Below are 20,361 nucleotides of genomic sequence, written 5' to 3'. Positions count from 1 at the left end.
CACAGACGGCCTTGAGGGACCCTGACCGTCCCCAAGACTGCATACAGCGCTAATTCAGGAGCCTCCTAGATGGCTGCCCCCATCACGGAGGACCGCTACCGCTGGGTGGCCCTCGCCAACACCACCGCCGCCGTGTTCATGTCCGCGCTCGACGGCTCGATCGTCATCATCGCGCTGCCGGCGATCTTCGGCGGCATCCACCTGGATCCGCTGGCCCCCGGCAACGTCGGCTACCTGCTGTGGATGCTGATGGGCTACCGGCTGGTGCAGGCCGTGCTCGTGGTGACGCTCGGGCGCCTGGGCGACATGTTCGGCCGGGTCCGGATCTACAACTACGGCTTCGCGGTGTTCACCGTCGCGTCGATCCTGCTGTCCTTCGACCCCTTCGACGGCGGCCGCGCCGCGTTGTGGCTGGTCGGCTGGCGCGTCGTGCAGGCGGTGGGCGGGTCGATGCTCACCGCCAACTCGGCGGCGATCCTCACCGACGCCTTCCCCTCCGACCAGCGCGGCTTCGCGCTGGGCATCAACCAGGTGGCGGCGCTGGCCGGGCAGTTCATCGGCCTCACGGCGGGCGGCCTGCTGGCGGCGATCGACTGGCGCGCGGTGTTCTGGATCAACGTGCCGGTCGGCGTCTTCGGCACGGTCTGGGCCTACCGCAGGCTCCACGACGACGGCCGCCGCCGGCCCGCGCGCATCGACTGGTGGGGCAACATCACCTTCGCCGGAGGGCTGGGCGCGGTGCTGACCGGCATCACCGAGGGCCTGCAACCACACGGCGGCGACGCGATGGGCTGGACCAGCCCGCCGGTGGTAGCGCTGCTCGTCGGCGGGATGGCGCTGCTCGTGGCGTTCGTGAGGATCGAGACCAGGATCGCCGAACCCATGTTCCAACTCGGCCTGTTCCGCATCCGGGCGTTCACCGTGGGCAACGCGGCCACGCTCGCGTCGTCGATCGCGCGGGGCGGCCTGCAGTTCGTGCTGATCATCTGGCTGCAGGGGATCTGGCTGCCCCTGCACGGCTACGACTACGCCGACACCCCGTTCTGGGCCGGCATCTTCCTGCTGCCGCTCACCGCGGGGTTCCTCGTGTCCGGCCCCACCGCGGGCTGGCTGTCGGACCGGATCGGCTCCCGCGGGCTCGCCACCGGCGGGATGCTCGTGTTCGCCGCCAGCTTCGTCGGGCTCGCGCTGCTGCCGATCGACTTCCGCTACTGGGCGTTCGCGGCGTTGCTCGTCGTCAACGGGGTGGGGTCGGGCATGTTCGGCGCGCCCAACTCGTCGTCGATCATGAGCAGCGTGCCGTCCGAGCAGCGCGGTGTGGCGTCCGGGATGCGCTCGACGTTCCAGAACTCCGGCACGTCGCTGTCGATCGGCGTGTTCTTCTCGCTGATGATCATCGGTCTGGCCGGCACCCTCCCGCAGACGCTGACGGGCGGGTTGGTGGCGCAAGGTGTGCCGCTGGGCGTCGCGCAGCAGATCGGGACGCTGCCACCGGTGTCGTCGCTGTTCGCGGCGATCCTCGGGGTGAACCCGATCGAGCACCTGCTCACCACCTACGGCGCGCGGGTGCCGGCCGCGGGCATGCGGGTGCTCACCGGGCGCGAGTTCTTCCCGAACCTCATCTCGGGCCCGTTCCACCAGGGCCTGATCGTCGTGTTCACCGTGTCCGCCGGCCTGGCGGTGCTCGCCGCCGTGGCCTCCTACCTGAGGACGTCCGAGAGGACCGACCGATGACGACCCCGGACACGCGGCGGCGCTCGTGGTGATCGACCCGCAGAACGGGGTCACCCGGGTGGTGCCGACCGCCACCAGCGCCGGCGCGGAGTCCAGGTCCTCGCCCTCCTCGGCACACTGCACGTGTGACGATCTTCCTCACCACCGAACGGCTCACGCTGCGGCGCATCACCGCCGACGACGAGCAGCGGCTCCACGCACTGCACTCCGACCCCACGGTGATGCGCTACCTCGCCCGGCCCTCGACCCGCGAGGACATCCGCGACGATCCGCTGCCCTACTACCTCGGCCTCTACGAACGGTTTCCCGGGTTCTGCACACCGCCGCCTGGGGCCGGGGCTTCGCCACCGAGGGGGCACGGGCGCTGGTGGACAAGGGGTTCGGCGAGGTCTTCTACGAGCTCACCCGTTCCGAGTGGAGTCGTGCGCGGCCCGCAGCCGCGCCGGGGCGCGGTGGCGCCACGCGTCCTCGATGAGCTCGGCGAGCTGGTCGGGGGCGACCCGGTCCAGGTCGACGAGGATCGAGCCGTGGCCGTCGTAGTGCGGGCTGGTGAAGTACGCCGGGTCGCCGGAGGCGAGCAGCGCCTCCTTCTCGTCGAGGGGACACATCAGCACCAGCGCACCCCCGGCGTCACTGCGCAGCCGCGCGAACAGCTTCTTCCGCACCTTCAGCGCGGGCGTGCCGTAGGAGGTGGACACCTCCGCCTCGGGCAGCCCGCCGGCGATCGCGACCACGTCGTCCCAGGTCATGGGCTCAGGAAGTCGGCGATCCGCCGCTGCGCGGCGGGGAGCGCGTCGTCCTTCCAGCGCTCGACGTACGTGGCGCCCGGCACGCCGTCGGCGATCAGGCGCGACGCGCTGAGCGGGTGGTGGACGTCGTCGCCCTGCAGGACGAGCACGGGCGCGGTGACCGTCGGCAGGAAGGACGTGGGCACGCTGAACAGCGGGTGGTCGACGTCGTACATCGCCGAGCGGTAGGCGGCCCACGCGGCGGGCGACGCCTCCGGGTGGTCGGCCCCGATGCCCCCGGCCCACAGGTCGAACATCTCGTGGAACGTGTCGCGGTTGCCGTCGAGCCCGATCGACTGGATCACCACGGCCCGCGCCACGCGCTCCGGCGCCGCCTGCAGCAGGCCGAGGACGAACGGGCCGCCGATGCACATCCCGACGACCGCACACTCGTCGACGCCGAGGTGGTCGAGCAGGGCGAGCTGGTCGGCCGTGTAGGTGGCCCAGCTCTCGGTGCCCGTCACGGGGGCGGTGGACGCGCCGGCGTTGCGCTGGTCCATGACGATCACGCGGTGCGAGCCGGCGAGCTGCGTGACGGGGTGCCACGGGACCTGGTCCCAGAACCGGGCCGCCGAGCGCATCCCGCCGGGCGCGAGCGCGAGCACCGGGAAGCCGGTGCCGTGCTCGTCGTAGTGGAGGGTGGCGCCGTCGCGATCGAAGGTGGCCATCAGCGGACTCTCTTCCTGCGCGGTTCCACCGGTGTGCGGGCCAGCACCACCACCCCGGCGACCGCGATGACCAGGCCGACGACGAACGGCCAGTCCCAGCCCTCCCGGATGGGGTCACCCAGCAGCAGGATGCCGACGATACCGGGCAGCACCACCTCGGTCACCGAGAACACGGCGGTGACGGCGCCGACCTCGCCGCGGCCCAGTGCGGCCGAGTACCCGACCATGCCGATCGCCCAGAACCCGACGACGAGGTAGATCGACCACTGGCTCAGCAGGGCCATCGGGGAGAAGTCGGCGTTGATCTCCACGTGGGCCGCGCGCACGGCGAGCGCCGTGCCACCGAAACCGAGACCGGCGACCAGGGCGAGCGGCCACGCGGTGCGGTACTGGCGCAGGATCAGCACGGCCACCGACAGCACGAGAACCGACACCAGCAGCACGACGTTGACCAGCGTGGACCCCACCGGAGGGCGCCCGCTGCCCGCGGACGCCGCCACCAGGACGAGCCCGACCAGGCAGGCGATGACGGCGGACTTCGTGCGCCGGCTCAGGTGGGTGTCGTTGATCCGCGCTCCGACCACCGCCGTGACCGCGATCGAGCCGCCGATCACCGCCTGCACCGCGAACACCGGCAACGTGCGGAGCGCGACGACGGCGCACAGCCACGCCACGAGGTCCACGACGATGCCGCCGAGGTAGCGCGGCTGCACCGCGACGGGCCGGCTGCGGGTGGCACGGCGGGCGCCGTCGGCCTGCAGCAGCGCACCCGTGCTGTTCAGGATCATCGCGACGAAGGCGACGAGCAGTCCGATCAGCACCCGCCCAGCATGCCGGTAGATGCGTCCGGGCACGGGATGGGGCCGGTGTGATCAGTCCTACGGGGGGATCGGCAGGCGCATGACCGGCAGCGATCGGCCCAGCGGGGAGTCGGTTGCGCCGACCGTGGTGGCGCCCATGCGCTCGTAGAAGCCGACCGCGTACGGCTCCGCGTCCCACTCCAGCACCCGGGCCCCCGCCGCGGCCGCCAGTGCCACGGCGTGGTCGAACAGCAGCCGCCCGGAGCCGCGGCCGATCTCGTCGACGTCGAGCCACAGGTCGTCGAGGACGGCCCGCTCGCCGCGGTGCAGCACCGTGCAGAAGCCGCGGACCCGGCCGTCGCGCTCCAGGACGTGGACCTCGTTCGCGGCCACGACCTCGGGGGTGAGGCCGAGGCTGCGCGCGAAACGCTCCAGGAAGGCGGCGGGGTAGGGCCAGTGGCCCTTGGACCGGACCGCGAGGGCCGCGAGCTCGCCCGCCTCGTCGGGCCGGGCTCTGCGGATCACCGGCCTGCGGGCTCGAAGAAGCCGCTCATCAGGCCACCGGGCAGCGCCGCCTTCGGGTCGAAACGGGTGGCGCGGTGCTCCCGCAGCCGGCGGCGCGGTCCCTCCGAGAGCCGCAGCGCGACGACCAGGATCAGCGTGGCCACGAGCAACGGCGCCCCGATCAGCAGCACCGGCCAGCCGAACGCCCACAACGCCACCACGAGCGCGGCCACCTCCATGGCGACGAGCGCCGCCCACAACCGCACCTGCACCGGGAACTCCTTCGCGAAACGCCGTCATGAATCGATCGAGTAGAGGACCGGGACCGGTACGGGGCTCCCCTCCGTACCGGTCCCGGCCACCTCCGCCCCGAGGGGCAGAGGTGGATCAGGGGCCGCGGGTCAGACGCCCGCGGCCGTGGGCGGGGCGGCCGGGCTGGACGAGGGGGGCGGCGAGGCGACGGTGGTGCCGCCGCCGGTGGGGGTGCCGCCCGTGGTGCCGCCTTCGGTGGTGCCACCCGTCGGGATCGTGGTGCCCGTGCCGCCCGTGGTGCCGGTGCCCCCGGTCGTACCCGTGCCCTCGGCACCGGTGCCGCCCGTGGTGCCCGTGCCCCGGTCGTGCCCCCGGTCGTGCCCGTGGTGCCGGTCGCGCCCGTGGTGCCGGTCGTCCCGGTGGTGCCCGGGCTGGTCGGCGCGCTGGTCGTGCCACCGCCGGTGGTGGGCGCGGTGCCCGTGCTGCCGCCGGTGCCCGCGTTGGGCTTGGTGGTGGTCTTCGCGCCCCCGCCGGAACCACTGCCCGAGCCGTTGCCCGGGCCACTGCCCGACCCGTTGCCCGAGCCTCCGGACTTCGACGGCGCCGATCCTCCGCCGGAGCCGTTGTTCGCGGCGGGCGGCGCCGTGGTGACGGCCGGCGGGGCCGCGGGCTCCGTCGTCTCCGACGTGACCGAGCCTCCGCTCGCGGGGCTGAAGTTCGTCCCGAGCGGCGACGCCGAGTTGGACAGCACCACCACGACGATGACGACGGCCAGCACCGCGAGCAGCCCGCCGATGCCGACCAGCAGCCCGACGTTCGTGCGGCGCCGCGGCGCGGGCTCCTGCTCGTAGTTCCAGTCGGGCACGGGCTCGGGGTTGACGCGCGGCCGGTAACCGCTCGGCTGCGGCGGCCGGCTCCCGCCGGACATGAGGGCGTTCGCCGACTCGTGCGACGGCCCGACCGGCCCACGGGACGCGTAGGCGGCGGGCTGGACCGGGGGCACGCGGGCCGGGTCCGGTCCGCCCGGCATCGGCGGGCGCGGCGGCCGGACGGGCGCGGCCGCCGCGGCGGCGGCGATCCCGGCGCCGGCGAGGACGCCCGCGGCGATCCCCGCGGCGGGCACCGGTGCGATCGCCACCTCCGGCCACGAGGCCGTCGGCTTGGGGGAGATCGCCAGCGCCGCACCCTTGGCGATGGCGTTCTTGGGGTCGGCGTCGACCGCGACCGGACGGCCCAGCTGCTCGGAGACGAGCTGCGCCACCAGCGGGATCCGCGACGAGCCGCCGACGAGCAGCACGGTGGTGAGCTGCTCGGGCTCGCAGCCGGCGGACCGGACGGCCGTGCGCAGCGCCGTGACGGTCTCCTCGACCTGCGGCCGGATCATCGACTCGAACTCGCTGCGGTGCAGGCGCACCGAGCCGCGGGCCGCGGGCATCAGCACCGGGATCGACACCTCGGTGTCGGCCGAGAGCGCCTCCTTGGCCTCGGTGCAGTCGCGGCGCAGCCGGGCGACGGCCGACAGGACCGCCGGGTCGGTGTCGTCGAGGTCGGTGAACGCGGCGGGCATGCCCTCACGGACGTGCTCGAACACGACCTCGTCGAAATCGACGCCACCGAGGCGCTCGAGTCCCTCCGGGCGGCCCAGCAACCCGAAGCCGGCCGTGCCCGACGCGGCGGAGGCGGGGTCGGCCTTGCGCACGACGGCCGCGTCGAAGGTGCCGCCGCCCAGGTCGTAGACGGCGATGGTGGAGCCGGCGGGGATGCGCTCGTTGGCGGAGTAGTGCAGCGCGGCGGCCTGCGGCTCGGCGAGGAACGTGACGGTGAGGCCCTGCCCGGCCAGCGCGGCGGCGAGCAGCTCCTTCTTGTGCTGCCCCCAGGACGCGGGGTGCGTGACCGCGATGCCGGCGGCGGCACCGCCCTCGCGCTGCGCGACCTGGTCCACCACCCAGCGCACGATGCGCGCGGAGAGCTCCTCGGGCGCCCAGGCCGTGCCGGCGACCATGACGGGCGTGGGGTCGCCGATGCGGCGCTTGAACTCGCGGACGACGCGGTCGGGATCGGTGACGGCGCGGCGCTCGGCCGTCTCACCGACCAGCACGGACCCGTCCGGCGCGACGAACAGGACGGACGGCACGGTGGCGGTGCGGGTGCCGAGGGTGACCACCTCGGGCTCCACCCAGCGGCGGTCGTTGGAACGGCACACCGCAGCCGCGGTGTACGTCGTGCCCAAGTCGATCCCGAGCTGGTAGCTCATCGCTATCCCGCCATTCCCCTGATGAAAACCCGAAACCCCGACCCCGTTGCCGGCTTCGGCCCCTTCCTCGCCATCGGAGTATCGCGCTCGACCGTTAGCCACGATCGAGACCGTGTACCCGAACGGGGGGACGGGACGCGATTCCCCCAACGGTGCGTGTCCGGATCCCCGAACGGCCCGTACGACGACGGTGGCCGATCCCCGATGGCGCGCCGGCCCCCCGGACCTACCTTTCGGTCCACAGCGCCGGCCGAGGGGCCGGTCCGTTCCCCCGAGACGATGGAGCAGACATGGCCGAGCAGATGACCCTCATGCAGTTCATCCACGAGCTGCTGACCAACGCGGACTTCCGCAACTGGTTCGCCGCCGAGCCGCAGCAGGCGCTGACGTCGGTCGGGCTCGACCACGTCAGCCCGCACGACGTGCAGGACGCACTGACGCTGGTGCAGGACGACAGCCAGAGCGCCGACTTCAGCCGCCACTACGACACCGGCGACAACCACATCGGCGGTGGCGACTTCGGCAGCAGCCACAAGGGCGGCAACGAGCAGCACCACCCCGCTCCCGCTCCGCAGGGCCACGAGTCCGCCGCGGAGTACGTCAACCGCTACATCACCAACAACTACATCGACGACCGCCACACCACGGTGGACAACTCGACCAACCAGCAGATCGACACCCACGGCGGCAACTTCGACCAGAACATCGACGTCCACTCCGTCGTCGCGTCGGGCGACGGTGCCGTGGCCGCCGGCGGGGACATCTCCGGCTCCACCATCACCACCGGCAACGGCAACCAGGTCGGCGACGGCAACGTCAAGGGCGACGGCAACGTGGTCGGCGACCACAACCAGGCCGTGACCGGCAGCCACAACACCACGTCGTTCGGCTCGGGCAACGCCACCAGCACCGACGTGCACGGCGACGTCAACGTGGGTGACGGCGCGGCGTTCGCGTCCGGTGGCAGCGCGGCGGTGAACAACTCCGACAACTCGCAGCACGACGTGGGCAACCACTGGACCGACAGCTCCACCAACGACTCGTTCAACAACTCGAGTGACCACAGCGTCGACCACTCGAACAACTCGAGCCTCGACCTGAGCACCCACGACTCGGGCAACGACAACAGCGAGCACACGGCGACCACGACGCTCCACGACGAGAGCGACCACAGCATCGTCAACGACAACTCGGTCGACCACAGCTTCAACACCGTGCTGGGTCACTGATCCACGCCTGACGGGGGAGCCCCGCCGCACGCGGCGGGGCTCCCGGCTCCGCGGATCCCCTAACGGCCCCGGGGCGAACCCTGGGCGATCCCCGATGGCCCGCCGGGCGGGCTCGCCTACGTTCATGAGCAACACCCCGCACCGGGGACGATCCACCCGAGCAGACGGAGCAGAGCATGGCCGAGAGCATGTCCCTGATGGAGTTCCTCAGGCAGCTCACCAGCAACACGGGCCTGCGCGACTGGTTCACGCACGACCCGCAGGCCGCTCTGCACGAGTACGGCCTCGACCACCTGAGTCCCGCCGACGTCCACGACGCACTCGTGCTGGTCGAGGACAACCAGACCGCGGACTTCAGCCGGGACTACAGCACCAGCCACAACGCGATCCACCTGCCGCCGCCCCCGGTGCACCACGACTACGCGACGCCGGCCGAGTCGCACCACGCGGCGATGCAGTACCTGAACAGCTACGTCACCAGCAACTACGTCGACGACCGCCACACCACGGTCGACAACTCGACCAACCAGCAGATCGACACGCACGGCGGCGACTTCGACCAGGACATCGACGTGCACTCCACCGTCGCGTCCGGTGACGGCGCCGTGGCCGCGGGCGGCGACATCCGCGACTCGACGGTCACCACGGGCGACCACAACCAGGTCGGGGCCGGCAACGTCAGCGGGAACGGCGACGTCGTCGGCGACCGCAACCTGGCCGTCACCGGCGACCACGACACCACCGCGTTCGGCTCGGGCAACGCGGCGGGCACCACCGTGGGCCACGACCTCACCGTCGGCGACGGCGGCGCGTTCGCCTCGGGCGGCAGCGCCGCGGTCGACAACTCCGACCACTCGCTGCACGGCGTCGGCAACACCTGGACCGACAACTCCACGCACGGCTCGTTCAACGACTCGAGCGACCACAGCGTCCACGACTCGGGCAACGTTGGAGTCGACGCGAGCACCCACGACTCGTCCAACGACAACAGCGAGCACACCACCACCGGCTCGTTCACCGACGAGAGCGACCACAGCGTCGTGAACGACAACAGCGAGCACCACGTGGGCAACATCGACGTCCACTGATCCTCGCGCCGTCCGCGCCCCGTCCCGGTCACCCCGGGGCGGGGGCGTTCTCGTGTCGGGGGAGACCCGTCGCCCGTTCGAGCGAGCAGGGGGGCACCGCCAGGTCGGCGACCTGCGAGAACACCCCGATCGGGGGGTGTGCGCCCACCCCCGGACCCCCTAGCCTTCGTTCCCCCGAACCCCGTATCGCCGGCTGCGAGGACTCTGGACGATCCCCGATGGCCCGAACGGCGCAACGCCCTAACTTTCTCCTCAACGCCGGATCACACCGGCAGCCCGATCCGACGACATCCAGGAGCTGTGCGACATGACCGCCTCGACCTCGCTGATCGACATGATCCTGAACCTGCTGCGCAACCCGACCGAGCTGGCCGCCTTCCAGCAGAACCCGGAGGCGTACCTCGACGCGTGCGGCGCCGGCAACGTCACCCCGGCCGACCTGCACGACGCGCTGGTGCTCGCCGAGGACAACCAGCAGGGCGACTTCAGCCGCGACTACAACACCGGCGGCAACCACATCCAGCTGCCGCCCGCCCCGCCGGCGCCGCACCCGCAGCCGGGCGAGTCGGAGCACGAGGCGGCCGTGCGCTACCTCAACACCTACGTGACCAACAACTACGTGGACAGCCGCTCCACCGTCGTCGACAACTCGACGAACCAGCAGATCGACACGCACGGCGGCAACTTCGACCAGAACATCGACGTGCACTCCACCGTCGCGTCCGGTGACGGCGCCGTGGCCGCCGGCGGCGACATCCGCGACTCCACCGTCACCACCGGTCACGACAACCAGGTCGGCGACGGCAACATCAAGGGCGACGGCAACGTGGTCGGCAACGGCAACCAGGCCGTCACCGGTGACCACAACACCACCGCGTTCGGTTCGGGCAACGCCACCAGCACCGATGTGGGGCACGACCTCAACGTCGGCGACGGCGGCGCGTTCGCCTCGGGCGGCAGCGCCACGGTGAACAACTCCGACAACTCGCAGCACGACGTCGGCAACACCTCCACCGACAACTCGACCCACGGCTCGTTCAACGACTCGAGCGACCACAGCGTCCACGACTCGGGCAACTCGCTGACGGACACGAGCGTGCACGACTCGAACAACGACAACAGCCACACCGACACGACCACGACGGTCCACGACGAGAGCGACCACAGCGTCGTCAACGACAACTCGCTGCACGACGTGGCCAACCTCCACATCTGAGTCCAGCCGTTCCGCACGGAGTAGCCTTCCGGTGGAACCTGCCGGCCCCGCCACATCTTCGGGATAGCCCGGAGGCGTGGCGGGGCCGGTGTCGTTGTGGGACGTGAGGGAGACAGAGACGTCGTGGGGGTACCGGCAGCGATCGACCTCGTCGATCTCGCGCTGAAGGCGACCACCGCCTACCAGCGTCCTGACCTGGGAGCGCGGCTGGAACAGACGCGCAAGCGCCTCGCCGATCCCAACGTGCGGGTGCTCGTGGTGGGGGAGTTCAAGCAGGGCAAGAGCCAGCTGGTGAACGCGCTGGTCAACGCCCCGGTCTGCCCGGTCGACGACGACATCTCCACGGCCGTCCCCACGATCGTCCGGCACGCCGAGACCACCACGGTCACGCTGGTCCGCGAGCGCGGCGAGGGCTCGCCGCCCGAGCGCACCACCGTGCCGGCCAACCAGCTCGCGCAGTACGTCTCCGAGGCCGGCAACCCCGGCAACCGGGCGCTGCTGACCTACGCCGAGGTCGGGCTGCCCCGCAAGCTGCTCGCCGGCGGGCTCGTCCTCGTCGACACCCCCGGCGTCGGTGGGCTGGGCTCCGCCCACGGCGCGGCCACGATGTCGGCCCTGCCCAGCGCCGACGCCGTGCTGCTCGTCTCCGACGCCGCCCAGGAGTACACCGGCCCCGAGCTGGAGTTCCTCGGGGCGGCGCTGAAGCTCTGCCCCAACGTCGCCTGCGTGCTCACCAAGACCGACCTCTACCCGCACTGGCGCCGGATCATGGAGCTCGACCGCGTGCACCTCGGCGACGCCGGCGTGCGCTCGGAGATCCTCCCCGTCTCGTCGATGCTGCGGCTGCACGCCGCGCAGACGCAGGACGAGAAGCTGATGGACGAGTCGGGCTTCCGCGAGCTGGTGAACTTCCTGCTCAACCGCGTCGTCGCCCGGGCCGACGACCTCGACCGGCGCTCCACCGGCCAGGACGTCCTCGCCGTGTGCGACCAGCTGTCGGCCGGGATGAAGGCCGAGCTGTCGGCCCAGGAGAACCCCGAGCGCATCGAGGCCCTCGTCGGGGAGCTGACCAGGGCCAAGTCCCGCGCCGACGAGCTCAAGCAGCGCTCGTCGCGGTGGCAGATCACGCTCAACGACGGCGTCGGCGACCTGCAGTCCGACATCGACTACGACCTGCGCGACCGGCTGCGCACCATCCAGCGCGAGGCCGAGCAGCTCCTCGACGACGGCGACCCGGCCGTCATCTGGGACCAGTTCTCCGAGTGGTTCCACCAGCAGGTGTCCTCGGCGGCGTCGGCCAACTTCGTGTGGGCCGCGGAGCGGGCCCGCTACCTCGCGAGCCAGGTCGCCGAACACTTCGCCGAGGGCGCGGAGGTGGCGCTGCCCCAGCTGCGGTTCGACCAGTCCGACAGCATGGCCGGCAAGGTCAACGCCCTGGAACAGCCCGACTCCGAGGCCGAGGGCATCGGCGGCAAGCTGCTCACCGGCATGCGCGGCGGCTACGGCGGCATGCTGATGATCGGCATGGCCAGCACGCTCGCCGGCCTCGCGCTGCTCAACCCGTTCTCGATCGGCGCCGGTGTGCTGTTCGGCGCCAAGACCGTGCGCGACGAGAAGAAGCGCGAGCTCGCCCGGCGTCGCAGCGAGGCCAAGGTCGCGGTGCGCAAGCACATCGACGAGGTCACGTTCCAGGTCGGCAAGGACTCCCGCGACATGCTGCGGCGCACCCAGCGCGATCTGCGCGACCACTTCAGCGGGCTCGCCGAGGAGGTCTCCACGTCGCTGGCCGGGTCGGTGGCCGCCGCCCAGAGCGCGGTGCAGGCCACCGCCTCCGAGCGGGAGACGCGCATCCGCGACCTCAAGGCCGAGCTGGCCCGCATCGACGGGGTGGCGCAACGCGCCAGGGCCCTCATGGGCGAGGCGCCGTCGCAGCTGCTCGCCGTCCCCGCGGGATCGGCCAAGAGCCTGTGACCGCTCCTCCCCAGCTCGGCTCGGTCGTCCGGGTGCTGCTGCGGCGCACCATCGACACCTACCGCGACAGCCCCCAGGCCGTCGGCTGGCTGCAGCACAACCTCGACCGCTTCGACGAGCCGCTGCGCGTCGCCATCGCCGGGAAGGTCAAGGCGGGCAAGTCCACGCTGCTCAACGCGCTGGTCGGCGAGGAGATCGCCCCCACCGACGCGGGCGAGTGCACGCGCATCGTCACCTGGTACCAGGACGCCCAGGTGCCCCGGGTGACGATGTTCCCGCGCCACGCCTCCCCCCGGCAGCTGACGATCCACCGCAACCAGGGCGCGCTGTCGTTCGACCTGCAGGGCGTGCCCGTCGAACAGGTGGACAAGCTCCAGGTCGACTGGCCGAGCCAGAGCCTGCGCACGCAGACCCTCATCGACACCCCCGGGATCGCCTCGCTGTCGAAGGACACCTCCGCCCGCGCCGGAGCCTTCCTCGCGCCCGACGACTCCCCGAGCCAGGCCGACGCCGTCATCTACCTGATGCGTCACCTGCACGCCACCGACGTGCACTTCCTGGAGTCGTTCTACGACCAGGGCGTCGCCCGGGCCACCCCGATCAACACCATCGCGGTGCTCTCGCGCGCCGACGAGATCGGCGTCGGGCGCCTCGACGCGCTGAACTCCGCGCGGCGCATCGCGCGGCGCTACCGGGCCGACGACAAGATCCGCGGCCTGTGCCAGACCGTGGTGGCCGTGGCCGGCCTGCTCGCCCAGACCGGCCGCACGATGCGCCAGCACGAGTTCACCGCGCTCACCGCGCTGGCCGCGCTGCCCCGGCCCGACCTCGACTCCATGCTGCTGTCGGTGGACCGGTTCTCCCGCACCGAGCTCGCGGCACCGGACTCCGAGACGCGGGCCCGGCTGATGGAGCGGTTCGGGCTGTTCGGGGTGCGGTTGTCCACCACGCTGATCCGCCAGGGCATGACCGACCCCAACACGATCGCCACCGAGCTGGTGCGCCGCAGCGGCCTCGACGAGCTGCGCGGGGTGCTCTCCACCCAGTTCGCCGAGCGCCGCGACCTGCTCAAGGCCCGCTCGGCGCTGCTGGCCGTGGACCTCGTGCTCACCCGGGAGCCCCGGCCGTCGGCCGCGCCGCTGGCGCAGGAGGTGGAGCGCATCCTCGCGGGCGCCCACGAGTTCGCGGAGCTGCGGCTGCTGTCGACGATCCGCTCGGGCGTGGTGAAGCTGGCGCCGGAGGTGCTGGAGGAGGCCGAGCGGCTGCTCGGCGGCGACGGCGGCTCGGCCGCGGCCCGCCTGGGCCTGGAGCCGGGCGCCGGCCCCGACCAGCTGCGCGCCGCCGCCCTGGAGGCCGTCACCCGGTGGCAGCGGCGGGCGGAGAGCCCGATGTCGAGCCGGGCGGTGTCGGACGTGGCGCGGCTCGTCGTGCGCAGCTGCGAGGGTGTGCTGGCGGGCCTGCACTGAACTGGCTGCTCGTCCACCTCGTGGCGGTGGCGGTCCTCACCGGCGTCGGCTGGGTGGTGCAGATCGTCGTCTACCCGGCGTTCGCGCTGGTCGGCGGGGCGGAGTGGGCCGCTTACCACCGCCGCCACGGCTCGGCGATCGCCGTGGTCGTCCTGCTGCCGTGGCTGGTGCAGGGCGTCTCGACGGCGGCGCTGCTCCTCGAGGACCTCACGCCGGCGTCGGTCGCGCTGGCGGTCCTGGCCCTGGCGACAGTGGTCCTGACGGTCGCCGCCGCCGTCCCCGCCCACGGTCTCCTGAGCGCAACGCAGGACCCGGGGACGCTCCGGTGCCTCCTCCGGGCCAACCTCCTCCGCACCCTCTGCTGGACGGCCTCGACCCTCCTGGCCGCACTCACACTCTGACCCCCACCCCGCGAGTCGGGGTCTCCATGCCCGCGAGTCGGGGTCTGCGTGCGAGCGAGTCGCGCCCAGAGTGCGACGGCCGATCGCACTCAGAGCCCGTCTCGGACGCACGGAAACCCCGACTCGCGGGGTTAGTCGTGGGTGTGGCCGACGATCTGGCGGAGGTGGGCGAAGAGCTCGCCGCGGCTGCCGGAGCCCAGGCGCTGGCGCATCCGGGCGACGTGGTGCTCCACCGTCTTAGCCGAGATGAAGAGCTGCTCGCCGATCTGCTTGTAGGTCATGCCCTCCAGCACCAGGGCGGCCACCTCGCGCTCGCGGTCCGAGAGCGGGCCCTCACCGGGGTCGTCGGACTCGGGCTCCGGGTCGACCGCCGGCATGCCCTGGGGCGGGGTCTCGGGCTCGGGACGGGCGGTGGGGCCGGTGGCCTGCAGCGCGCGGGCGCAGCCGAGCAGGGCGCTCATCGCCTTGCGGTCGCGGGTGCGGATGGCGGCCTGCCCGGCGAGCTTGCCACCCTCCCACGCGAGCCCGACGGCGTGCAGGCCGCGGGCCGCCGCCTCCACCGCATCGGCGTCCACCTCGGCGTCGAGCATGCGGACCCAGTGCGGGGCGGCGGTGGCCAGCGCCGCGGCGTAGCGCCCGGCGCCCGCGCCCGCCTCCAGCGCGGCCGCGTGACGCGCGGCGGCCTCGCGGGACTCGGCGAGGATCGCAGCCTGCAGCGCCGACCAGTGCAGCGGCGCCGCCCACAGCGCGGGGTTGCCGAGGCGGTCCAGCAGCGCGGCGGCCTCGTCGAGGTGGGGCCGCACCCAGCTCGACTCGCGCAGCCGCGTGGCCGCGATCGACAGCTCCCCGAGCTGCTGCAGGACGAAGAGGTCGACGGGGTGCCGCACGATCGCCTCACGCGCGCGGCCCCACGCGGGCATGAGCGCGGCGAGGTCACCGGTGCGCCGGGCGAGCGCCACCTCCAGCGCCGCGGCGAGGAACTCGTCGCGCGGCTCCAGCACCCTCCCGGGCGGGGACGCGGCGGACAACGCCGACCGGGCGGCCGGCGTGGCCCCGCGGAACAGCGCGATCCAGCCGAGCAGCAGCCGGTGGCGGGTGGCCGCCCCGCGCCCACCCAGATGCACCCGGACGGCCCGCTCCAGCACCGACTGCGCGACGTCCAGCTCGCCGCAGTGCACGGCGACGAGCGCAGCCAGCGCGGCGGGGGTGTCGGGCAGCAGCGCGGCCCGGTGGCTGGACTCCAGCAGCGACGCCGCCCGCGTCAGCTCCGACAACGCCGCGGTGGGGGAACCCGCCACCGAGTCGTAGACGCCCTGCGCCATCAGCTCCTCGGCCCCGGCCAGCAGGGTCGGCGGCCGACGGGCCCCGGACGTGGCGGTGGGGTGGAGCACCTCGCGGGCCTCGTCGAGCGCGCCGGTGCCGATCAGCGCCGGCACCCCGAGCACGGCGCCGCGACCCAGACCCGACCCCATCCAGCGGTAGAGCTCCGCGCTGCGGGCGAGCATGCCGCGCCGCGCCAGGACGGCGGCGGCGACGCTACCGGCGCGCACCGCGTCGCCGGGCGGGGCGTCGTCGGGGGCGGAGAGGACCTGGTCGGCCTGGGTGAGTGCGAGATCGAGGTCGCCCTGCACGAGGGCCGCCTCGGCGCGGCGGGCCGCGAGCTCCAGGGGCGGGCTGCCCGCGAGCACGGCGGCGGCGTAGAGCTCCTCGGCCGCGGCGCCACCGGTGCGCAGCGCCTCCTCGCCGGCCGCGACGAACACCGCGGCCACCCGCGCACCACCGGCCCCGGTGCCCAGCAGCCCGCGGGCCGCAGCCAGCACGCTGCCGCCGCGGTTGAGCTCCAGCTCGGCCAGGGCGCGCCGCGTCTCCAACCGGGACGCCGGCGGCGTGCGGGCGAGCACCGCGGCCGACACGAGCGGCACCGCCCGGCCGTCGGCGGTGAGCAGCCCCTCGGCGCGGGCCGCCTCGACCAGCTCGTCGAGCGTGGGAGCGTCGTTCAGACCCAACAGGGGCAGGAGCACCTCCGGTTCCAACGGCGCCCCCAGTGCACACGCCCGCAGCAGGTCGCGCACGCCCACCGGCAGCCCCTGCACGACGTAACCGAGCTGGGCGAGCAACCCCGCGGGCGGGCGGGACGGGTCGAGCGGCCGGGTGCGGTCGGGCCCGGCCTGCTCGACGAGGGCGGCCAGCAGCCGGTCGACCAGCGCCGGCATCCCGCTCGTCTGGACGTGCACGACGTCCAGCACGGCGTCGGGAACGAGCTCGGCGCGCTCGCCGAGCAGCAGCGCCGCCCGCGCCGCGACGCCCGTGCGGTCGAGCACGTCGAGCACCACCGGGGGCCGCCGGGCCGCCAGCGCAGCACCGAGCGCACCCGACCCGGTGGGCCGGGGCCACGGGCGGTGGGCCACCACGAGGTGCCCGCCGTCGCCCGTCGCGAGCGCGGTGAGCCGCTGCAGGGCCGAGGTGGGCAGCAGGTGCACGTCGTCGAGGACCAGCGCCTCGGCCGGCCCGAGCGCCTCACCGTCGGCGGGGAGCTCGCGGCGGACCGTCGTGCCTCCGTCGCTCAGGACGGTGGCCAGGGCGTCGAGCAGCGTGGTCTTGCCGTGGCCACCCGGCCCCACCACGTCGACGCGACGCACGGCCGCGGGCGAGGAGGCGGCGTCGCGCAGCAGGCGGCGGGCGGCCGGGGACCCGGCCACCGCCGTGTCGGGACCGGCGACAGAGGGTGTCCGGGTGCTCACGAACCGCCCACCCCCGACATCGCCGACTCCGGTCACGAGTGAGGGTACTCACGACGACGGAGGGCCACGCCTACCCGCCGATGCCGTAGCGGAGTGCTCCGAACAGCCCCTGCGACACCGCCGACTCGCGCACCCGAAACCGCCGACTCGCGGGGTGGGTCAGCGGGGTGGGCCTGTCGGGTCCGACGACGGGGGGATCGGGGTGCCGCCCGTGCCCAGGAGGCGCTGCCAGTCGGGGGCCCGCACCACGTCGGGCACGGCCTCGGTGCCGCGTAGGGCCGCCAACGCCCGGACGGCCTCCTCCCCGTCGCCACCCTGCCCGCGGCGCACCGTGCGGGCCAGCCGCGGCCACGACTCGCCCCCCAGCAGCCCGTTGACGTCCTCGGCGCCCGTCATGACCTGGAAGCGGCGCACCGCGGCGTCCGTGGCCGCGTCGAAGTCCCCGTCCGGCGCGGCCGTCGTGACGCCGGCGTCGCGCAGGAGGTACTGCGCCGCGGTCACCTCCGGACCGTGGTCGCCCTCCCGCAACAGCGGCCAGGACGCCTTCCGCGCGACGACGCGGTCGACCCGTCGTCCCATCAGCCCGCCGACCTCGGTGCGCAACCGCGGCAGCATGCCGTAGAGGTGGTCGCCGGGGCAGGCGGTGTTCTTGAAGTCGCGGTGGCCGTAGATCTCGGTGGGGTTGATGCCGTACTGCCGGCACACGTAGGCGCACGTGGCGCGCAGCGTGTTCCACAGCGCCGCCGGCGGGTCGACGGTGGAGTAGGTGCCCTCGTTCTCGATGCCGATCGCCACGATGTTCTGCCCGGTGCAGTGCGCCCCCTCCACCTGGCGCTTGCCGATGCGCAGGACCTCGAGGCTCCGGTGGCGGCCCTCCATGAGGATCCCGCCGCGGCTGATGCTGAAGTGCTGGCCGGAGTCGAGCCAGCCGCGCACGTCCATGTGGAAGTTCTGGACGCTGCGGGCCACCGCGTAGGCCGCGGCCCGGCTGACGTCGGCCTGGTTCGCGCTGGCCATGTGGTGCACGAGGATCTTGACGGGCCGCTGGTTCCAGATCGGCACGACCGCGCTGTTGGGCCGCGCCCCCCAGCCCGCGCAGTCGACGATCGGCGGCCCGCCGTCGGCCCAGGCGGTGCCGGTGCCGAGCAGGCCGCCCGCTCCCACCAGCAACCCACCGACCAGCAGCTGACGACGACTGACCATGGGTGACACCTCCCCCGATCGGAACCTCACCGGCCTCATCCGTGCACAGGAGAACCATGGGCCCCGGACGCAGCGTGCACAACGGCCCGACCCGAACGTGTCATCCCCAACCGGGTTGCTCTGGTTACCCGTCAGTAATATGGTGGGGTTACCGGCGGGTACAAGACGGAGGAGTGAGGGCGGCCATGGGCCACTTCAGGAGCAATCTGCGTGATCTCGAGTTCAACCTGTTCGAGGTCTTCCGCGTCCAGGACCAGCTCGGCACCGCCCCGTTCGACGGGGTCGACGTGCAGACGGCGCGCGACACGCTCAAGGAGCTCAACAGCGTCGCCACCGGGCCGCTGGCCGAGTCCTTCACCGACGCCGACCGCAACCCGCCCGTGTTCGACCCGGCCACCCACTCCGTGACGCTGCCGCAGTCGCTCAAGGACGCCTACAAGGTGCTCTGGGACGGCGAGTGGTGGCGGCTGGGCCTGCCCGTGGAGCTGGGCGGCTACGGCATCCCGCCGTCGGTCCAGTGGGCCGCCGCGGAGCTCATCCTCGGCTCGAACCCGGCCGCGTTCATGTACATGGCGGGCCCCAACTTCGCCGCCGTCGTGCACGCCAACGGCAACGACGAGCAGAAGCACTGGGCCGAGCTGATGATCGACCGGGCCTGGGGCGCCACGATGGTGCTCACCGAGCCCGACGCCGGCTCCGACGTGGGCGCGGGCCGCACCAAGGCCACGGCGCAGGACGACGGCACCTGGCACATCGAGGGCGTGAAGCGCTTCATCACCTCGGCCGAGCAGGACATCAGCGAGAACATCATGCACCTCGTGCTGGCCCGCCCCGAGGGCGCGAAGCCGGGCACCAAGGGCCTCTCGCTGTTCCTAGTGCCGAAGTTCCACTTCGACCCGCAGACCGGGGAGCCGGGCGCGCGCAACGGCGCCTACGTCACAGGAGTCGAGCACAAGATGGGCCTCAAGGCCTCCACCACCTGCGAGCTGACGTTCGGCGCCACCGACGTCCCCGCGGTCGGCTGGCTGCTCGGCGACGTGCACGACGGCATCGCGCAGATGTTCCAGGTGATCGAGTACGCCCGGATGATGGTCGGCACGAAGGCCATCGGCACGCTGTCGGCCGGCTACCTCGCCGCACTGGACTACGCCAAGGAGCGCGTCCAGGGCGCCGACCTGCCGAAGATGACCGACAAGACCGCCCCGCGCGTCACCATCACCCACCACCCCGACGTGCGCCGCCTGCTCATGACCAACAAGGCCTACGCCGAGGGCCTGCGCGCCGTGTACACCTACACGGCCACGTTCCAGGACAAGGTGCGCATCGCCGAGGCCTCCGGCACCGAGGACAAGCTCGCCGTCGCCGTCAACGACCTGTTGCTGCCGATCGTCAAGGGCGTCGGGTCGGAGCGGGCGTCGGAGCAGCTGCTGCAGAGCCTCCAGGTGCTCGGCGGCTCGGGCTACCTGCAGGACTACCCGATCGAGCAGTACATCCGCGACTCCAAGATCGACTCGCTGTACGAGGGCACCACGGCGATCCAGTCGCTGGACTTCCTGTTCCGCAAGATCGTCCGCGACAACGGCCAGGCGCTGCTGCACGTGGCCGGCGAGGTGCAGGCGTTCCTGGACGCGGAGTCGGGCAACGGCCGCCTGAAGGAGGAGCGCGCCCTCCTGGCCACGGCGCTGGCCGACGTCCAGGGCATGCTCGGCTCGCTCACGGGCTACCTGTTCGCCTCGCAGGAGGACGTGTCCTCCATCTACAAGGTCGGGCAGCACAGCGTCCGGTTCCTGATGGCCGTGGGCGACCTGCTCATCGGCTGGCTGCTGCTGCGCCAGGCCGACGTGGCGCTCACCGCGCTCGGCGGCGAGGTCTCGGCGAAGGACAAGGCGTTCTACGAGGGCAAGGTCGGGGTCGCCCGCTTCTTCGCCAAGACCGCCCTTCCCCTCCTGACGGCGCACCGGACCATCGTGGAGAACACGGACAACGCGCTGATGGACCTGGCCGAGGCCAGCTTCTGAGCCGGGTCTGCAGGCGATTTTGTGCGTT

Annotated in this window: 16 protein-coding genes; 8 read left to right on the top strand and 8 right to left on the bottom strand. The window is 72.8% G+C overall.

Going from position 1 to position 20,361, the window contains the following annotated elements; genetic code table 11:
* Nucleotides 1-69: 69 nt before the first annotated feature.
* Nucleotides 70-1,734, top strand: coding sequence for an MFS transporter (locus BGP03_RS25765; protein ID WP_298799396.1), 1,665 nt, complete (start codon nucleotides 70-72; stop codon nucleotides 1,732-1,734).
* A gap of 401 nt (nucleotides 1,735-2,135) precedes the next feature.
* Here BGP03_RS25765 and BGP03_RS25755 read toward each other — a convergent pair whose 3' ends face one another.
* From BGP03_RS25755 to BGP03_RS25730, 6 genes are read right to left on the bottom strand one after another with little or no spacing between them, the layout of a single operon-like run.
* Nucleotides 2,136-2,483, bottom strand: coding sequence for an MmcQ/YjbR family DNA-binding protein (locus BGP03_RS25755; protein WP_296370533.1), 348 nt, complete (start codon nucleotides 2,481-2,483; stop codon nucleotides 2,136-2,138).
* Nucleotides 2,480-3,190: an alpha/beta hydrolase gene (locus tag BGP03_RS25750; protein WP_296370534.1), complete on the bottom strand. Its 711-nt coding sequence runs from the start codon at nucleotides 3,188-3,190 to the stop codon at nucleotides 2,480-2,482. Before BGP03_RS25750 ends, BGP03_RS25755 begins: the two co-directional genes overlap by 4 nt.
* Nucleotides 3,190-4,011, bottom strand: a complete 822-nt coding sequence (locus BGP03_RS25745; RefSeq protein WP_296370535.1) for a hypothetical protein — start codon at nucleotides 4,009-4,011, stop codon at nucleotides 3,190-3,192. The genes BGP03_RS25750 and BGP03_RS25745 overlap by 1 nt, the downstream gene beginning before the upstream one ends.
* Nucleotides 4,012-4,068: 57 nt before the next feature.
* Nucleotides 4,069-4,515: a GNAT family N-acetyltransferase gene (locus tag BGP03_RS25740; RefSeq protein WP_296370536.1), complete on the bottom strand. Its 447-nt coding sequence runs from the start codon at nucleotides 4,513-4,515 to the stop codon at nucleotides 4,069-4,071.
* Complete coding sequence (locus BGP03_RS25735; RefSeq protein WP_298799397.1) at nucleotides 4,512-4,766, bottom strand: hypothetical protein; 255 nt, start codon at nucleotides 4,764-4,766, stop codon at nucleotides 4,512-4,514. Before BGP03_RS25735 ends, BGP03_RS25740 begins: the two co-directional genes overlap by 4 nt.
* Complete coding sequence (locus BGP03_RS25730) at nucleotides 4,676-7,000, bottom strand: Hsp70 family protein (RefSeq protein ID WP_298799398.1); 2,325 nt, start codon at nucleotides 6,998-7,000, stop codon at nucleotides 4,676-4,678. The genes BGP03_RS25735 and BGP03_RS25730 overlap by 91 nt, the downstream gene beginning before the upstream one ends.
* Before the next feature lie 290 nt (nucleotides 7,001-7,290).
* Here BGP03_RS25730 and BGP03_RS25725 point away from each other — a divergent pair, with 290 nt between their 5' ends.
* From BGP03_RS25725 to BGP03_RS25700, 6 genes are all read left to right on the top strand, one after another.
* On the top strand, nucleotides 7,291-8,229 hold the full coding sequence (locus tag BGP03_RS25725) for an IniB N-terminal domain-containing protein (RefSeq protein WP_298799399.1): 939 nt from the start codon (nucleotides 7,291-7,293) through the stop codon (nucleotides 8,227-8,229).
* Nucleotides 8,230-8,405: 176 nt separating this feature from the next.
* Entirely contained in the window at nucleotides 8,406-9,317 is a 912-nt protein-coding gene (locus tag BGP03_RS25720; RefSeq protein ID WP_298799400.1) for a hypothetical protein, read from the top strand.
* 307 nt (nucleotides 9,318-9,624) lie between these two features.
* Nucleotides 9,625-10,533 (top strand): IniB N-terminal domain-containing protein, encoded by a 909-nt coding sequence (locus tag BGP03_RS25715; protein ID WP_296370541.1) that lies wholly within the window; start codon nucleotides 9,625-9,627, stop codon nucleotides 10,531-10,533.
* Between the two features lie 123 nt (nucleotides 10,534-10,656).
* Nucleotides 10,657-12,504 carry a dynamin family protein gene (locus tag BGP03_RS25710; protein ID WP_298799401.1) on the top strand — a complete coding sequence of 616 codons (1,848 nt, stop codon included), beginning with the start codon at nucleotides 10,657-10,659 and terminating at the stop codon, nucleotides 12,502-12,504.
* Entirely contained in the window at nucleotides 12,501-13,970 is a 1,470-nt protein-coding gene (locus BGP03_RS25705) for a dynamin family protein (protein WP_296370543.1), read from the top strand. The genes BGP03_RS25710 and BGP03_RS25705 overlap by 4 nt, the downstream gene beginning before the upstream one ends.
* A gap of 26 nt (nucleotides 13,971-13,996) precedes the next feature.
* A complete protein-coding gene (locus BGP03_RS25700; RefSeq protein WP_298799402.1) occupies nucleotides 13,997-14,371 on the top strand; it encodes a hypothetical protein in 375 nt (124 codons plus the stop codon).
* A gap of 131 nt (nucleotides 14,372-14,502) precedes the next feature.
* Here the strand turns inward: BGP03_RS25700 and BGP03_RS25695 are convergent, their stop codons facing one another.
* Nucleotides 14,503-17,112 (bottom strand): helix-turn-helix transcriptional regulator, encoded by a 2,610-nt coding sequence (locus BGP03_RS25695; protein ID WP_298799403.1) that lies wholly within the window; start codon nucleotides 17,110-17,112, stop codon nucleotides 14,503-14,505.
* A 159-nt stretch (nucleotides 17,113-17,271) separates the two neighbouring features.
* Complete coding sequence (locus BGP03_RS25690) at nucleotides 17,272-18,315, bottom strand: N-acetylmuramoyl-L-alanine amidase (protein WP_296370546.1); 1,044 nt, start codon at nucleotides 18,313-18,315, stop codon at nucleotides 17,272-17,274.
* Nucleotides 18,316-18,500: 185 nt separating this feature from the next.
* On the opposite strand from BGP03_RS25690, the gene BGP03_RS25685 reads away from it, so the two are divergent.
* The gene (locus tag BGP03_RS25685; protein ID WP_298799404.1) at nucleotides 18,501-20,333 is read left to right on the top strand and encodes an acyl-CoA dehydrogenase; all 1,833 of its coding nucleotides are present in this window, start codon (nucleotides 18,501-18,503) and stop codon (nucleotides 20,331-20,333) included.
* The last annotated feature ends 28 nt before the right edge of the window (nucleotides 20,334-20,361 follow it).

This window comes from Pseudonocardia sp. 73-21, assembly GCF_001899645.1.
Lineage (GTDB): Bacteria > Actinomycetota > Actinomycetes > Mycobacteriales > Pseudonocardiaceae > Pseudonocardia.
The sequence above is the reverse complement of the archived record's forward strand: the minus strand, read 5'-3'. Positions and strand labels throughout refer to the sequence as shown.

Coding starts and splice junctions, on each gene's coding strand:
- BGP03_RS25715 (WP_296370541.1), top strand. CDS start 9,625: ATGACCGCCTCGACCTCGCTGATCGACATGATCCTGAACCTGCTGCGC.
- BGP03_RS25765 (WP_298799396.1), top strand. CDS start 70: ATGGCTGCCCCCATCACGGAGGACCGCTACCGCTGGGTGGCCCTCGCC.
- BGP03_RS25690 (WP_296370546.1), bottom strand. CDS start 18,315: ATGGTCAGTCGTCGTCAGCTGCTGGTCGGTGGGTTGCTGGTGGGAGCG.
- BGP03_RS25730 (WP_298799398.1), bottom strand. CDS start 7,000: ATGAGCTACCAGCTCGGGATCGACTTGGGCACGACGTACACCGCGGCT.
- BGP03_RS25720 (WP_298799400.1), top strand. CDS start 8,406: ATGGCCGAGAGCATGTCCCTGATGGAGTTCCTCAGGCAGCTCACCAGC.
- BGP03_RS25725 (WP_298799399.1), top strand. CDS start 7,291: ATGGCCGAGCAGATGACCCTCATGCAGTTCATCCACGAGCTGCTGACC.
- BGP03_RS25750 (WP_296370534.1), bottom strand. CDS start 3,190: ATGGCCACCTTCGATCGCGACGGCGCCACCCTCCACTACGACGAGCAC.
- BGP03_RS25755 (WP_296370533.1), bottom strand. CDS start 2,483: ATGACCTGGGACGACGTGGTCGCGATCGCCGGCGGGCTGCCCGAGGCG.
- BGP03_RS25685 (WP_298799404.1), top strand. CDS start 18,501: ATGGGCCACTTCAGGAGCAATCTGCGTGATCTCGAGTTCAACCTGTTC.